The 15059-nt window shown below is 41.0% G+C and carries 14 protein-coding genes; 9 read left to right on the forward strand and 5 right to left on the reverse strand.

Annotated features, from left to right (window positions below):
* Nucleotides 1-59: 59 nt before the first annotated feature.
* Nucleotides 60-1226 carry a CynX/NimT family MFS transporter gene (locus tag D8854_RS04260; RefSeq protein WP_125449857.1) on the reverse strand — a complete coding sequence of 389 codons (1167 nt, stop codon included), beginning with the start codon at nucleotides 1224-1226 and terminating at the stop codon, nucleotides 60-62.
* A gap of 222 nt (nucleotides 1227-1448) precedes the next feature.
* Here D8854_RS04260 and D8854_RS04265 point away from each other — a divergent pair, with 222 nt between their 5' ends.
* Both D8854_RS04265 and D8854_RS04270 read left to right on the forward strand, forming a co-directional pair.
* On the forward strand, nucleotides 1449-2279 hold the full coding sequence (locus D8854_RS04265; RefSeq protein ID WP_125449858.1) for a glycosyltransferase: 831 nt from the start codon (nucleotides 1449-1451) through the stop codon (nucleotides 2277-2279).
* Between the two features lie 81 nt (nucleotides 2280-2360).
* Entirely contained in the window at nucleotides 2361-4211 is a 1851-nt protein-coding gene (locus tag D8854_RS04270; RefSeq protein ID WP_125449860.1) for a nucleoside-diphosphate sugar epimerase/dehydratase, read from the forward strand.
* Nucleotides 4212-4306: 95 nt separating this feature from the next.
* Here D8854_RS04270 and D8854_RS04275 read toward each other — a convergent pair whose 3' ends face one another.
* From D8854_RS04275 to sdaAB, 3 genes are read right to left on the reverse strand one after another with little or no spacing between them, the layout of a single operon-like run.
* The gene (locus tag D8854_RS04275) at nucleotides 4307-4936 is read right to left on the reverse strand and encodes an HAD-IA family hydrolase (protein WP_125449862.1); all 630 of its coding nucleotides are present in this window, start codon (nucleotides 4934-4936) and stop codon (nucleotides 4307-4309) included.
* A 21-nt stretch (nucleotides 4937-4957) separates the two neighbouring features.
* Nucleotides 4958-5830 (reverse strand): L-serine ammonia-lyase, iron-sulfur-dependent, subunit alpha, encoded by an 873-nt coding sequence (sdaAA, locus tag D8854_RS04280; protein ID WP_000500026.1) that lies wholly within the window; start codon nucleotides 5828-5830, stop codon nucleotides 4958-4960.
* Between the two features lie 8 nt (nucleotides 5831-5838).
* Nucleotides 5839-6510, reverse strand: a complete 672-nt coding sequence (gene sdaAB / locus D8854_RS04285) for an L-serine ammonia-lyase, iron-sulfur-dependent subunit beta (protein ID WP_000555875.1) — start codon at nucleotides 6508-6510, stop codon at nucleotides 5839-5841.
* Nucleotides 6511-6750: 240 nt separating this feature from the next.
* Here sdaAB and D8854_RS04290 point away from each other — a divergent pair, with 240 nt between their 5' ends.
* Nucleotides 6751-7377, forward strand: a complete 627-nt coding sequence (locus D8854_RS04290; protein WP_125449864.1) for a LysM peptidoglycan-binding domain-containing protein — start codon at nucleotides 6751-6753, stop codon at nucleotides 7375-7377.
* A gap of 57 nt (nucleotides 7378-7434) precedes the next feature.
* On the opposite strand, the gene D8854_RS04295 is transcribed toward D8854_RS04290, so the two are convergent.
* Entirely contained in the window at nucleotides 7435-8298 is an 864-nt protein-coding gene (locus D8854_RS04295) for a helix-turn-helix domain-containing protein (protein WP_125449866.1), read from the reverse strand.
* A 157-nt stretch (nucleotides 8299-8455) separates the two neighbouring features.
* On the opposite strand from D8854_RS04295, the gene D8854_RS04300 reads away from it, so the two are divergent.
* From D8854_RS04300 to mnmA, 6 genes are all read left to right on the forward strand, one after another.
* Nucleotides 8456-9184 (forward strand): hypothetical protein, encoded by a 729-nt coding sequence (locus tag D8854_RS04300; RefSeq protein ID WP_084925429.1) that lies wholly within the window; start codon nucleotides 8456-8458, stop codon nucleotides 9182-9184.
* Nucleotides 9185-9665: 481 nt separating this feature from the next.
* Complete coding sequence (locus D8854_RS09915; protein ID WP_084925431.1) at nucleotides 9666-9872, forward strand: hypothetical protein; 207 nt, start codon at nucleotides 9666-9668, stop codon at nucleotides 9870-9872.
* A 426-nt stretch (nucleotides 9873-10298) separates the two neighbouring features.
* Nucleotides 10299-11105 (forward strand): ABC transporter substrate-binding protein, encoded by an 807-nt coding sequence (locus D8854_RS04310; RefSeq protein ID WP_125449868.1) that lies wholly within the window; start codon nucleotides 10299-10301, stop codon nucleotides 11103-11105.
* Between the two features lie 15 nt (nucleotides 11106-11120).
* On the forward strand, nucleotides 11121-12317 hold the full coding sequence (locus D8854_RS04315; RefSeq protein ID WP_125449870.1) for an argininosuccinate synthase: 1197 nt from the start codon (nucleotides 11121-11123) through the stop codon (nucleotides 12315-12317).
* 27 nt (nucleotides 12318-12344) lie between these two features.
* Nucleotides 12345-13736: an argininosuccinate lyase gene (argH, locus tag D8854_RS04320; RefSeq protein ID WP_125449872.1), complete on the forward strand. Its 1392-nt coding sequence runs from the start codon at nucleotides 12345-12347 to the stop codon at nucleotides 13734-13736.
* A gap of 160 nt (nucleotides 13737-13896) precedes the next feature.
* A complete protein-coding gene (gene mnmA, locus D8854_RS04325; RefSeq protein WP_020899981.1) occupies nucleotides 13897-15018 on the forward strand; it encodes a tRNA 2-thiouridine(34) synthase MnmA in 1122 nt (373 codons plus the stop codon).
* Nucleotides 15019-15059: the final 41 nt, after the last annotated feature.

The following is a 15059-nucleotide window of genomic DNA, read 5'->3' on the forward strand; positions in this document are numbered from 1 at the left end:
TGTCAAGAAATATGTGTAAAAATTTTACATATAAAAAACTCCTAGTAAAAACTAGAAGTTTAGAGGATCTTATCCGCGCGATCCACCATAAAGAGTGAGACGGTCATGATGATATCGATGGCTAGAAGGGCAAGGACAGCTGGAATCCAAGATTGGAAAAGATCAAAACTGTAACCAAAAAAGGCAGGTCCAAAAGCAGCTAAGATGTAGCCCCCTGTTTGGGCTAGTCCTGATAGCTGAGCTGTCTTTTCAGGAGAACTGGTTTTAAGAGAAAAGCAAACCATGAGGTAGGGGAAGAGGGCACTGCAGGCCGTTCCAATCAAGAGATGGACGACTAACCAGTAGAGGAAATTATTGGCTGGATACAAGAGCATGGCAATTCCCATCATACCAGCGATAGAGATAATTGCCAGCATGATTCGACGATGACCATCTGACAGACGAGTGGTCAGACTTGGAACAGTCATTGAAAAAGGAATGCTGATCAGTGAGAAAATAGAAGCGAGGAGAGCCGCATCACTATTAGAAATACCAGCACTAACAGCCATAGTTGGCAACCAGGTCATACTTGTATAAAAGAGCAAGGACTGAAGTCCGCCAAAGATAATGATAGCCCAGACAGATTTACTTTTTAGAATATTTTCTTTTGATTTCTTTTCTTGCTGCCTTTCCAAATAGTGGTTGTGGCGATGATTTGGCAACCAGACTAGCAGAGTGACCAGACAGAGAAAGCTGAGAACGAGGATGAGGCCCTTCNAAGAACTAGCTTGGGTGATAGGAACCGAAAGATAAGAAGCGATGGCCGTTGAAACCCCCATGGCAGTGACATAGAGAGTTGTTAGGAAACTAATCTTTTGAGGCTGATTTGCCTGGATCATACTTGGGAGGAGTACATTGAAAATGGCGATGCTCGCTCCGATGATCAGAGTTCCTAGATAGAGAAGGGGAAGATTGAAAATCCGAATGACAGAGCCAACAGTTAAGAGGAGGAGACAGTAAGTGAAGAGGTGTTCTAGTCCAATCTTTTGCGCCAAGCGACTTGCAAAAGCAGAGAAAAAAGCAAACATCAAGAGAGGGAGACTGGTTAAAATTCCAAGAGAACTAACCTCAACTCCTAGTCCCTGAGCAATATCTCCTAAAATAGTTGGTAGAGCAGTAAAAGGAGAGCGTAAAACGGTCCCGATTAAGACAATTCCAAGAACAAAAAAGAGTGATTGTTTTTTCATAAAAACCTCGAAAAGCTGATTTTAATAACAGCTTATTTTAAGGTTTTTTTCTTACAATGTCAAGGAGAGGACTGCTAAGAAAGCTGGAACGATTTAACTGAAAATAGAGTGAAAGAGGACAGATTTCTTTACCAGAATTTTTCTTGATTTGAGATAAAAATAGGAAACTAGGAAATTTTGTGATAAAATAGTGGAAGGAAATCTATAAATTGGAGAAAAACTGTGTCTGAAAAGCAAAAAATCAGCGTCTTGATGTCGGTCTATATAAAGGAAAATCCGACGTTTTTAAGAGATGCTATCAAGAGTATTCAAAACCAGACCTTAAAACCGAGTGAGCTTGTTCTCGTAGAGGACGGGCCGCTCACGCCCGAACTCTATCAGGTGCTAGATGAAGTGGAAGCGCAGTCAGAGATTCCAGTTAAGCGTTGCCCCTTAGAAGAAAATCAAGGTTTAGGTTTGGCTCTTCGATACGGTGTTTTACAGTGTCAGTACGATATCATCGCTCGCATGGATACAGATGATATAGCGGTAGCTGACCGTTTTGAAAAGCAAGTCCAACTAATGGAACGGGAAAATCTGGATCTCTTAGGTGGACATATTGCAGAATTTATTGACAATCCTGACGAGATTGTTTCTTACCGTCGTGTCCCAACTCAGCACGCAGACATTGTGGCTTACCAAAGGATGAGAAGTGCCTTTAACCACATGACAGTGATGTTCAAGAAGGACATGGTCCTCAAGGCGGGCAACTATGAAGATGGCCTTTACATGGAGGATGACCTCCTTTGGCTCAATATGATTGCTGCAGGTGCCAAGACTGGGAACCTGGATCAAATCCTGTGTAAGGTTCGTGTCGGTGCAGGGATGTTTGAGCGTCGAGGTGGCTTGCGTTACCTTAAACTCTATCGTCAAGCTCGTCAGCGCATGCTTGAAAGAGGGCAAATTTCCTACAGGGAATATGCGAAAAGCATTGCCATTCAGGCGGTCGTCGCACTTTGTCCAGGTTTTGTACGTCAGTTTATTTTTGTAAAATTACTAAGAAAAAATAAATAGGCTTGTAAAAGATAAAATAGCCAAAAGATGTTATAATGACAGTATATTTATTTGCATTCTTTTAAGAAAGAGTAAATTCCTATGAATAAAAAACTAACAGATTATGTGATTGATCTGGTTGAAATTTTAAATAAACAGCAAAAACAGGTGTTCTGGGGTGTATTTGATATTATTAGTATGGTGGTTTCCATCATCGTATCTTATATCTTGTTTTATGGCCTTATAAATCCTGCGCCTGTGGACTATGTTATCTATACTGGTTTGGCTTTCCTCTTCTATCAAATCATGATTGGATTTTGGGGGCTCAATGCGAGTATTAGTCGCTATAGTAAAATCACAGATTTCTTAAAAATCTTTTTTGGCGTAACCGTCAGCAGCATTGTCTCTTACGGACTTTGCTACGCCTTTCTTCCTCTATTTTCTATCCGGTTCATCGTGCTCTTTATCTTGTTGAGTACCTTCCTCATCTTGCTTCCTCGTATTACTTGGCAGTTGATTTATTCCAAACGCAAGCAGGGTAGTGGGGATGGCGAGCACCGTCGTACCTTCTTGATTGGCGCTGGTGATGGTGGTGCCCTCTTTATGAATAGCTACCAACACCCAACTAGTGACCTCGAGTTAGTGGGGATTTTGGACAACGATGAAAAGAAAAAAGGGCAAAAACTAGGTGGAATCCCAGTTTTGGGCTCCTATGATAATCTGCCTGAATTGGCCAAACGTCACCAAATCGAGCGTGTCATCGTAGCCATCCCTTCGCTTGATCCGTCAGAGTACGAACGTATCCTACAGATGTGTAATAAACTCGGTATCAAATGTTACAAGATGCCCAAGGTTGAGACAGTTGTTCAAGGGCTTCATCAACCAGGTAGTGGTTTCCAGAAGATTGACATCACAGACCTTTTGGGTCGTCAGGAAATTCGTCTCGACGAATCCCGTCTTGGTGCAGAGCTTACAGGCAAGACCATCTTGGTGACAGGAGCCGGCGGTTCGATTGGTTCGGAGATTTGTCGTCAGGTCAGCCGCTTTAATCCTGAACGCGTGATTTTGCTGGGGCATGGCGAAAATTCCATCTACCTCGTTTATCATGAATTGATCCGTACATTCCAAGGGATTGATTATGTTCCTGTTATTGCAGATATTCAGGACTATGACCGTCTTCTACAAGTGTTTGAACAGTACAAACCAGCCATTGTCTACCATGCTGCCGCTCACAAACACGTTCCGATGATGGAACGCAATCCAAAAGAAGCCTTCAAGAACAATATCCTAGGAACCTATAATGTTGCCAAGGCTGTTGATGCAGCCAAAGTACCTAAGATGGTTATGATTTCGACTGACAAGGCGGTCAATCCACCGAATGTTATGGGTGCAACCAAGCGCGTGGCAGAGTTGATTGTCACTGGCTTTAACCAACGTAGCAAATCAACCTACTGCGCAGTTCGTTTTGGGAATGTTCTCGGTAGTCGTGGTAGCGTGATTCCTGTCTTTGAACGCCAGATTGCTGAAGGTGGTCCTGTAACAGTGACAGACTTCCGTATGACACGTTACTTCATGACTATTCCAGAGGCTAGCCGTCTAGTAATCCATGCTGGCGCTTATGCCAAGGACGGAGAAGTCTTTATCCTCGATATGGGCAAACCAGTCAAGATATATGACTTAGCCAAGAAAATGGTGCTTCTAAGCGGGCACACAGAAAGTGAAATTCCAATCGTTGAAGTCGGTATCCGACCAGGTGAAAAACTCTATGAGGAACTCTTGGTTTCGACCGAATTGGTTGATAACCAAGTCATGGACAAGATTTTCGTTGGTAAGGTAAATGTCATGCCACTAGAAGCCATCAATCAGAAAATTGAGGAGTTCCGTTCACTCAGTGGAGATGAGCTTAAAGAAGCGATCATTTCCTTTGCAAATGAAACAACTCATATTGAGTAAGAGTGACTCATACAATTAATCATAAATCAAAGACCAAGGTTTTGTATAGACAGAACCTTGGTCTTTTTACTCTGTAGTTTGAAGCTATTAGCTTGTTATAGCTGACTGATGATATCATCAATGGTATGAGCAATCCAGTCGGGTTGATAGCTGAGTAAATCAGCCTCTTCTCCAAATCCCCAAGTAACAGCGAACTTTTTAATGCCAGTTTCTTGGGCTCCGATCATATCAAACTTGGTGTCTCCGATGATGAGGACTTGGTCTGCAGGGAGTTGGTGCGTTTGCAAAGCATAACGGATAACATCCGCCTTGTGTGGCGTTTCAGGACTAGAACCGTAAATGCCATCAAAGAAATGATGGATTCCCAGATTTTTAGTCATATCATGAGCAGTAGGGGTATTCTTTGTAGTGGTGATATAGAGAGGATAGTTTTGCGAGAGTTCTTGAAGCAATTCCGTCATTCGGGGGAAGAGTTGGGCTTCGTGGATTCCTTTTTTCTTGTAGCAAGAACGGTATATCTGCACAGCCTCCGAGATTTGCTCCTTGGGAAGACACGTTGCAAAACTAGTTTCAAGCGGTGGACCCATGAAACCACGAATGGTTTTAGCATCAGGAGTCGGAACTCCCAGTTGTTCAAAGGTATGAGTAAAGGAATTGTGGATCCCGATGGAACTGTCAACCAGAGTTCCGTCTAGATCGAAAAAGATGGCTGAGATTGATGACATAGTTTCTCCTATTAGATAAGGTTATTCTCCGAAGATTTCTTTTTGTAGGCGACGACCAGTTGGGGTGGCTGCGAGTCCACCTTCAGCCGTTTCTCGGAAGGCAGTTGGAAGGCTGGATCCGACTTGGTACATGGCATCGATAACTTCATCGACAGGGATCTTAGATTCGATACCTGCCAAGGCCATATCTGCCGCTATAAAGGCAAAGCTAGCTCCCATGGCATTTCGTTTGACACAAGGAACTTCGACCAAACCAGCGACGGGGTCGCAGATGAGGCCTAGCATATTTTTAATGACAAAGGCAATGGCTTGGCTAGCCTGATAGGGCGTTCCACCTGCAGCCAAGGTCAAGGCTGCGGCACTCATAGCAGAGGCAGAGCCAACCTCGGCCTGGCAGCCACCTTCAGCACCTGAGATAGAAGCATTGTTTGCGATGACTAGTCCAAAGGCACCAGCAGTAAAGAGGAAATCCAGCTGTTCTTCGTGGGTAAGGTCTAATTTTTGGATAGCAGCAGTGAGAACGGCTGGCAGACAGCCAGCACTTCCTGCGGTTGGAGTAGCGCAGACCAAGCCCATTTTAGCGTTGTGTTCGTTGACCGCGATGGCATTTCGGGCTGCTGATAGGATGGTAAAGTCTGACAAGGCCTTGCCACTTTTGAGATGGCGATCTAGCTTAGCCGCATCTCCACCCGTTAGGCCACTGCGGGATTTGTTTTCACTAAGGCCAAGCTCGACAGAGGCTTTCATGACTTCTAGATTGCGTTCCATGAGGAGGAGAACTTCATCTCGGCATCGGCCGGTCAGTTCATATTCTGTCGCAATCATGAGCTCTGCGACATTTCCTTGGAAATCTAGATCCGCCTGCTCGACCAATTCTTTGATAGAATAAAACATGTTTCCTCCTACTTAAAGAAATTGACATTGTGGAGATGAGGGATTTTTCGGATTTCTTCAATCGCCTCTTCGCAACTTCGACTATCGACTTCGATAATCATGATGGCTTTTTCTCCAGCTTTTTCCCGAGTCACATTCATCTGAGCGATGTTGATATCGAAACGAGAGAGGGCTTCTGTAACATGGGCAATCATCCCCGGAATATCTTGGTGCACAATGATGATGGTCGGGGTATTCATGTTGAGAGAAACGGCAAAGCCATTGAGTTCCGTGACCTGGATATTTCCCCCACCGATAGAAATACCTGTCACACTGATGGACTTGTGTTCATTCTTCACAGTAATTTTAGTGGTGTTAGGGTGAGGAGCGTTGCTGTCTTTCTGAATGGTCCAGACAATCTTGATACCACGTTTATGGGCAATCTCGAGACTATTTGGAATGTCAGGATCATCTGTATCCATGCCTAAAATACCAGCGACGAGAGCAAGGTCCGTTCCATGACCACGGTAGGTTTTGGCAAATGAATTAAATAGTTGGAATTCCACCTCTGTCGGTCTATCCCCAAAGATGGAAGAGACGATTTTTCCGATACGAACAGCACCAGCAGTATGGCTACTGGATGGACCAATCATGACAGGGCCGATAATATCAAAGACAGATTGAAAACGAAGTGAGTGCATCTGTTTCCCCTTACAAAGATTCTTGTTTCTATTATATCAAAGAATGAAGTTCTGTGCTTATTTCCCTTATAAAACTGAAAAAATGGATAAAAATAGTATAAAATCTTGTCTTTTATGACAAAAATATCAATGTTTCAGTAAATATAAAATATTTTTGTAATATTTCTACACGAAACCGTCAAGAAACGGTAATATTCAAACGGTATGATAGAAGCATAGTAAAAAGGAGAATTTTTAGAAATGACATTAACAACTAAACAAATTAAATTAACTCTTGCAGGAGCAGCAACTTTTCTTGCTTTCCTTGCACCATCACTTGCTTTTGCGGATGAAACAGTCACTTATACAGTGAAACCAGGTGACACTCTTTCAGAGATCGCTGAGAAGTACAATACTACTGTTGAAAAATTGGCAGAAAAAAATAAGATAGAGGATATTCATCTGATCTTTGTGGACCAAGTTTTGGTCATCGAGGGGACAGCTCCAGCTGCGACAACTTATGAAGCACCAGCTGCAACAGGAGAAACAATCGAAGAGGCTACGACTTACGAAGAAATAACTGAAACAACAACTTACGAAGCGCCAGCTGCTACAACAAGCACTTCTTATGAAGAAGAAAGCTACACAGCTTCAACTGTAAGTGGTTCTGAAGCAGAAGCCAAAGAATGGATCGCTCAAAAAGAATCAGGTGGTAGCTACACAGCTACAAACGGACGTTACATCGGACGTTACCAATTGACAGATTCATACTTGAACGGTGACTACTCAGCTGAAAACCAAGAACGTGTAGCAGATGCCTACGTTGCAGGACGTTACGGTTCATGGGCAGCTGCCAAGAACTTCTGGCTTAACAACGGTTGGTATTAAGAACTAACTAACAGAAACAGAATAAGAAGTAAAAGTCGAGGAATTTCCTCGACTTTTTTATATTTCCTTCGGTTGATGATAGGTCTCTACTTCTTTTTTGAGATGAGATAGCATGGAGGTCTCATCGGTTAGCTTCAGAAGGGAGAAACCTTTTTGGATAAGTTTAGAATCATCCGTACAAATCCCAATACGGACATAGCAGATAGCAAGCCTATCGTAGTTTTTCTTGTTCTTGGCATCCTCCAGTAAAGTGTAGCAGATTTGTTGGCACATGTTTTTATCTTGATTGTATAAGTAAATGGTGGAGAGGTTGAGTAGGATTGCCATTCGCAAGTCATATAAATGTTGATAGTTTTTATAGATTTCCAGGCGTTGCAAGATTTTTCCAGTGATAAGATGGATATGTTCTATAGGAAAGGTAAAGAGAATGGTATTGAGGATTTTTAAGTCATTCTCGTACCAAGTGTCCTGCTTTTCTATTTTCTTCCACAGCTTCTTTACAGTATTGTTAACTTCGGTTGACAGCTTTTTAGTCCCATTTTGGCGGATATAGATAACAATTTCTAGCATATCTCGTATCTCTTTGATAGGGAGATCGTGGTGGATCTTGAGGTAGTCTTGACATTTTTGAAATAGTTTTTCGAGTTCACTAGTCCCTAGGATTGAGCTCATATTGAGATAGGTTTGCATAATTTCTGTGCGTTGACTTGGTTGATAAAGTTGGCAGATATAGTCAAACTCTTCAAAGGTCATATTGACTTGCCAGAGAAGAAATTCCATATTCTCATATTTAGGAGTTGTCTTACCACTTTCTATTTTTGATAGGCTGGTTCTTGAGAGAATACCCCCACAGACCTCCTCCTGAGTCAGTCCTTTTGACTCACGTATTTCTTTATAGACCTTTCCAAAATCGTAGCGCATGATTTCCTCCTTATTTGTGAAAAAAGTTAACAATAAATTGAAATTGATTAAAAATATTGTATCATAGTAGTATAAAAAGTAAAAAAGAAATCTAAAATAAATCTGTGAAAAAGGTTGACATAGTTTAAAAATGGAACCAAAGATAAGAGGAAAAAGGATGAGTAGTGTAGATAAAATTCGTAAAATACACATTATCGTATGTTGGATGTATATATTTTTATCATTCAAGGGGATTATAAATGACACGGAGTATTTTTTGCTTATTTTTTTAGCTTTTATCTACTCAATAGTATCACTGCCTCTATATTCTGTGAAAAATAAAATAGTATCTATCTGTCTAGCCATAAATTCGGTTCTGTTAATGAGTTTCCCAATTTTAATCAATAAATTTTTCCCAGAAAGTTTTTTCACTTATATCGTATTAATAAGTGTTTTTATCCTAGAGTTAGCAATCTTTCATTTAATTGGTAAAGATTTTGATACTAAATTGACTAACGAATATAAAAAAATTAGTCAGTTCAAAAGCAAGGTGTCTCAATCTCCTCGGATAAAATACTTAGAGATTTCTAGTTTCATATTAACCATATTTCCATTTATTCTTCATGGTACAGTTGATAATCATGTACTGACTCTTATCTTTTTGATAAAAATTTGTGTAGATACTACGATAAAATTTTTATTCATCAGATTATTTGACACAAGTACTTTAATGAAGAGGAGAATATTTTTTCTTTTCGCATTGGATGTTATAGTTTACTTGTTTTTAGGATATCTTTTAGTGATTCAAAAAGCAGGCTATTTGTTTTCAGTTTTACTTCTTTTCTCTAATTTTTCAGTTCCATTTATCAAAGAAAAGGAATACGAATTATTTAAAAATAGTAATTAATAGAAACATAGGTTAAGTCTTAGAATAGCTTAAAATCAGATATGATAAAGGGAAATAGTCTTATCTAGGGAACTAAGTGCTATAAACACAGTCGACGATCACTTATTAGGAATACATTTTAATTAGGCTTAATAAGAATGGAGAAATCCTATGGAGAACGTATGACTCTTAAGCTTCAAATACCTTAGTTCTCGTGATTTTTGAGCTATTCTAGCTTTAGAATCCTTCAGAACGTAAAATTTTAAGCAGTCAAAGACCTAGAATACTCATAAAACATTTATTTTATAGCAATTCTAAGTTTAGAATTGCATGGATATATATGTATTTGAGCTGTTCGATAGTTTGGACAGCTCTATTCTGAGAAATCTGAGCTATCAATGCTTTAGAATAGTATTTCGCCAATGGTTTTTATTGAAGGATTGCTTATTTTATGCTACTCTAAAATAAAACTGATTTAATGGAGCAAATGGAGAATCGTTACATGAAATATTTTTTTGCAGGAATTGGTGAGATAAGATTTATTAGTTATCTATTGTCTCTATGTGTAGGACTAGCCCCTCTTTTTCATATCTATGTTATAGGTTCTGAAATGAGTTTTGTGAACATAGTATTATCTATTTTGGGAATTATATTTGTTTGTATTTTAACTATTGCTCGATTTTATAGGAAGTTTTTCTATAAAGAATAGTTTGGATTTGAAAAGTGTCCAGATTGAAGAAAAAGTCCATTTTGGACAATTTTCTTCAATCTTTTTCTTTTACTAGAGAAAGTAGAAAACTCTTAAAAATAGCATTATATCAGCATTCCTAAGAGTTTCTACTATATAATAGCCAACCTTCAAAAGAGCAATTTTGCAACTCTGATAGGGTTTGTTTACGTTCTGAGAGTCCTTTAGGACTCTTTTTTGTTTTGCTAGAACAAAAAGTGTAAATATCTTTTCAGGAATACTCTTTTTGTATGAATTCAATGCAATGTTTTGAATTGTTTTAAAACTCAAATAATAAGCTTTTTTCTTGAATAAAATGAGATAAAATACAGTTTTCTCTTGACAAACGAGGGCGAGAAGTGTATTATTTATACAATTTAAAAGTATAAAAATAAGAGGAGGTTTTCTATGAATAAAGTAAAGAAGGTGCTGATGACGATGTTTGGTTTGCTTATGTTCCCCTTACTGTTTGCTTGTAGTAACAGTCAGTCCCAAGGTGTTGAAGCCATTAAAGCTAAAGGAAAATTGGTGGTGGCCCTAAATCCAGAGTTTGCTCCATTTGAATACCAGAAATTAGTCGATGGGAAAAATCAGATTGTAGGTTCAGATGTTGAGCTAGCCAAAGCCATCGCAAAGGAACTAGGTGTGGAAGTGGAGTTCTCTCCAATGAGTTTTGACAATGTACTGGCTAGTCTTGATTCAGGTAAAGCCGATCTTGCCATATCAGGCGTTTCTAAAACGGAGGAGAGAAGTCGAGTTTACGATTTTTCAATTCCCTACTACACTTCGAAAAATAAGGTGATCGTAAGAAAATCTGAATTAACGAATTACCAATCGGTCAAGGATTTGGCCCAGAAAAAGGTTGGAGCGCAGAAAGGTTCGATACAGGAGACTTTGGTCAAAGAATCCTTGCAGAATTCTTCTCTCGTTTCACTTCCTAAAAATGGAAATTTGATAACAGATTTGAAATCTGGGCAACTGGACGCGGTTATCTTTGAGGAGCCAGTGGCGAAAGGATATGTAGAGAATAATCCAGACCTAGCCATCGCTGAGTTTGATGTTGACAATGACAAAGAAGATTCCTACGCTGTTGCGATGAAAAAAGACAGTAAGGAATTAAAAGAAGCGGTTGACAAAACCATCCAGAAGTTGAAGGATTCTGGGGAGTTGGACAAATTGATTGACGATGCTTTTAAAGCCTCTATCGAAAAATAGAAAGAAGGATGAGAAATGAGTAAGGAAAAAGTTATTTTAGCCTATTCAGGTGGATTGGATACATCAGTTGCGATTACATGGTTAAAAAAAGACTACGATGTGATTGCTGTTTGTATGGATGTGGGTGAAGGAAAAAATTTGGAGTTCATACACGATAAAGCTCTCAAGGTTGGGGCTGTTGAGTCTTATGTCATTGATGTTAAGGACGAATTTGCAAATGACTATGTATTAGTGGCCCTTCAGGCTCATGCCTACTATGAACAAAAGTATCCCTTGGTATCCGCTCTGAGTCGCCCTCTTATTTCAAAAAAACTCGTTGAAATAGCTCATCAGACGGGGGCAACCACAATTGCCCATGGTTGTACAGGTAAGGGAAACGACCAAGTTCGGTTTGAAGTCTCTATTGCGGCTTTGGATCCCAATTTAAAGGTAGTTGCGCCTGTTCGTGAGTGGAAATGGTCTCGTGAAGAAGAAATCCAATATGCCAAAGAAAACGGCGTTCCAGTTCCTGCTGACCTTGACAATCCTTACTCTGTCGATCAAAATCTTTGGGGACGTGCAAATGAATGTGGTGTCTTGGAAAACCCTTGGAACCAAGCGCCAGAAGAAGCATTTGGAATCACATCTTCTCCAGAAGAGGCACCAGACAGTCCAGAATTTATTGACATTGAGTTTAGCTGCGGGGTGCCCATCTCCCTCAATGGGGAGAAGATGAAAGTGGCGGATTTGATTCAAAAGCTAAATGAAATTGCGGGCAAACACGGTGTCGGACGGATTGACCATGTGGAAAATCGCCTAGTCGGTATTAAGTCAAGAGAGATTTATGAGTGCCCAGGTGCTGTGACTTTATTGGCAGCCCATAAGGAGATTGAAGACTTGACTCTTGTGAGAGAAGTGGCTCATTTCAAACCCATTATCGAAAATGAGTTGTCCAATCTCATCTATAATGCCTTGTGGTTTAACCCAGCAACTCAGGCTTTGATTGCCTATATCAAGGAGACACAGAAAGTTGTCAATGGAACTGCAAAAGTTAAACTCTATAAGGGGAACGCCCGGGTAGTAGCTCGGAAATCTCCAAATTCTCTTTACGATGAAAATTTGGCGACTTATACTAGTGCGGATACCTTTGACCAAGATGCGGCTGTTGGATTTATCAAGCTTTGGGGGCTTCCGACTAAGGTTTATTCAGAAGTTCAGAAAAATGTTGAGTAGTGACGCGATAGAAAGGGACGACAGGATATGCCGAAAAATACAAAATTATGGGGTGGTCGATTTGAAGGCACTGTGGAAGATTGGGTAGAACAGTTCGGTGCGAGTATTTCCTTTGACCACCAGCTGGCAAAATTTGATTTGATGGGTTCCCTAGCTCATGTTCAAATGCTAGTACAGACTGGTATTTTAAGCTTGGAAGAGGCAGAGCAGATCCAAGATGGTCTGAAAGCTTTGTTGCGAGATTTAGAGGCAGGAGAGCTTCATTTTGATATTGCAAATGAAGATATTCATATGAATATGGAAGTGTTGCTGACAGAGAAAATCGGTCCTCTGGCTGGGAAATTGCACACGGCTCGTTCTCGGAATGACCAAGTCGCAACGGATATGCACTTATATCTAAAGGAGCAACTTGGGCATGTCTTGGATAAGTTGGCGAATCTGAACAGTGTTTTGCTGGGTTTGGCTGAAAAACATGTGGAAACCATCATGCCAGGCTATACCCATTTACAACACGCCCAACCGATTAGTTTTGCCCATCATCTCATGGCTTATTACAATATGTTTCAGAGGGATAGCGAACGCTTTGCATTTAACTTGAAACATACGGACCTATCTCCCCTGGGTGCGGCTGCCTTGGCGGGGACAACTTTTCCAATCGATCGTCAATTATCGAGTGATTTATTGGGTTTCCAACAACCCTATACCAATTCATTGGATGCCGTGAGTGACCGTGATTTTATCTTAGAATTTCTATCAAATGCCAGCATTTTGATGATGCATATGAGTCGTTTTTGTGAAGAAATCATCAATTGGTGCAGTTTTGAGTATCAGTACATTAGCTTGTCTGATAGCTTTTCAACAGGTTCGTCTATCATGCCCCAGAAGAAAAATCCTGATATGGCCGAATTGATTCGAGGGAAGACAGGACGGGTTTACGGGCACTTACTTGGACTATTGACCGTCATGAAATCTTTGCCTCTGGCTTACAATAAGGATTTACAAGAGGACAAGGAAGGCATGTTTGATACAGTAGAAACGATTTTAAATTCTCTGGATGTGTTGGCAGGTATGCTATCGAGCATGCAGGTTAATAAGGCCAAAATGCAGCAATCTACAGAGAATGATTTTTCGAATGCGACCGAGCTGGCAGATTATTTGGCAGAAAAAGGCCTCCCCTTTAGAGAAGCGCATGAAATAGTAGGGAAATTGGTTCTAGACTCTATCAAGCATGGTAAAAATATCCAAGATTGGGATTTGGAGGAGTTGCAAGTCTACCATCCCTTGATTGAAGAGGATATTTATATCTACTTGCGTCCAGAAACCGCTGTTCAGAGACGAAATTCCTTAGGAGGAACCGGCTTTGAGCAAGTGAAATACCAGATAGAACAAGCGAAAAAAGAACTTAAAGGGGGAAATTGATTCGTTTGCAAAGTATGAAAGAGAGGCTGAGATGATTTATCAGCCTCTTTCTTGTCTTCTCCAACCAAGCATGTTATAATGAATACTGCTCAAACGACCTTCAATCGTGAAGCACACACGACCTTCAATCGTGAATAAACGAATAGATGGGAGATTTACCATGAGTGATAACTCTAAAACACGTGTTGTCGTGGGGATGAGTGGTGGTGTTGATTCGTCGGTGACGGCTCTCTTGCTCAAGGAGCAGGGCTACGATGTGATCGGTATCTTCATGAAGAACTGGGACGACACAGATGAAAACGGCGTCTGTACGGCGACCGAAGATTACAAGGATGTGGCTGCAGTGGCAGACCAGATCGGCATTCCCTACTACTCTGTCAATTTTGAAAAAGAGTACTGGGACCGCGTTTTTGAGTATTTCCTAGCGGAATACCGTGCAGGACGCACGCCAAATCCAGATGTTATGTGCAATAAGGAAATCAAGTTCAAGGCCTTTTTGGACTATGCTATGACCTTGGGTGCAGACTATGTAGCGACTGGGCATTATGCTCGAGTGGCGCGTGATGAGGACGGGACAGTTCACATGCTTCGTGGCGTGGACAATGGCAAGGATCAGACCTATTTCCTCAGCCAACTTTCGCAAGAACAACTCCAAAAAACCATGTTCCCATTGGGGCATTTGGAAAAGCCTGAAGTTCGCAGACTCGCAGAAGAAGCAGGCCTTGCGACTGCTAAGAAGAAAGACTCGACAGGGATTTGCTTTATCGGAGAAAAGAACTTTAAAAACTTCCTCAGCAACTACCTGCCAGCCCAGCCAGGTCGCATGATGACTGTGGATGGTCGCGATATGGGCGAGCATGCCGGCCTCATGTACTATACGATTGGTCAGCGTGGTGGTCTCGGTATCGGTGGGCAACACGGTGGTGACAATGCTCCTTGGTTCGTTGTCGGAAAAGACCTAAGCAAGAACATCCTCTATGTCGGCCAAGGTTTTTATCATGATTCGCTCATGTCAACCAGCTTAGAGGCCAGTCAAGTCCACTTTACTCGTGAGATGCCAGAGGAATTTACGCTAGAATGTACGGCTAAATTCCGCTATCGTCAGCCTGATTCTAAGGTGACAGTACATGTCAAAGGAGATAAGGCAGAGGTCATCTTTGCAGAGCCACAGCGCGCTATCACACCAGGACAGGCAGTTGTCTTTTACGACGGTGATGAGTGTCTAGGTGGTGGATTGATTGACAATGCTTATCGAGATGGACAAGTTTGTCAGTACATTTAGATTGACAAATTTTCTCAATTTGCTACAATAATAAAAGCAAT

Origin of the sequence: Streptococcus mitis, assembly GCF_003943905.1 — a bacterium.
Lineage (GTDB): Bacteria > Bacillota > Bacilli > Lactobacillales > Streptococcaceae > Streptococcus > Streptococcus mitis_BC.

What these genes read in the sequence shown, in the direction of transcription:
- D8854_RS04270 (WP_125449860.1), top strand. Translation starts at nt 2,361, where the DNA reads ATGAATAAAAAACTAACAGATTATGTGATTGATCTGGTTGAAATTTTA.
- D8854_RS04275 (WP_125449862.1), bottom strand. Translation starts at nt 4,936, where the DNA reads ATGTCATCAATCTCAGCCATCTTTTTCGATCTAGACGGAACTCTGGTT.
- sdaAA (WP_000500026.1), bottom strand. Translation starts at nt 5,830, where the DNA reads ATGTTTTATTCTATCAAAGAATTGGTCGAGCAGGCGGATCTAGATTTC.
- sdaAB (WP_000555875.1), bottom strand. Translation starts at nt 6,510, where the DNA reads ATGCACTCACTTCGTTTTCAATCTGTCTTTGATATTATCGGCCCTGTC.
- D8854_RS04290 (WP_125449864.1), top strand. Translation starts at nt 6,751, where the DNA reads ATGACATTAACAACTAAACAAATTAAATTAACTCTTGCAGGAGCAGCA.
- D8854_RS04295 (WP_125449866.1), bottom strand. Translation starts at nt 8,298, where the DNA reads ATGCGCTACGATTTTGGAAAGGTCTATAAAGAAATACGTGAGTCAAAA.
- D8854_RS04300 (WP_084925429.1), top strand. Translation starts at nt 8,456, where the DNA reads ATGAGTAGTGTAGATAAAATTCGTAAAATACACATTATCGTATGTTGG.
- D8854_RS09915 (WP_084925431.1), top strand. Translation starts at nt 9,666, where the DNA reads ATGAAATATTTTTTTGCAGGAATTGGTGAGATAAGATTTATTAGTTAT.
- D8854_RS04310 (WP_125449868.1), top strand. Translation starts at nt 10,299, where the DNA reads ATGAATAAAGTAAAGAAGGTGCTGATGACGATGTTTGGTTTGCTTATG.
- D8854_RS04315 (WP_125449870.1), top strand. Translation starts at nt 11,121, where the DNA reads ATGAGTAAGGAAAAAGTTATTTTAGCCTATTCAGGTGGATTGGATACA.
- argH (WP_125449872.1), top strand. Translation starts at nt 12,345, where the DNA reads ATGCCGAAAAATACAAAATTATGGGGTGGTCGATTTGAAGGCACTGTG.
- mnmA (WP_020899981.1), top strand. Translation starts at nt 13,897, where the DNA reads ATGAGTGATAACTCTAAAACACGTGTTGTCGTGGGGATGAGTGGTGGT.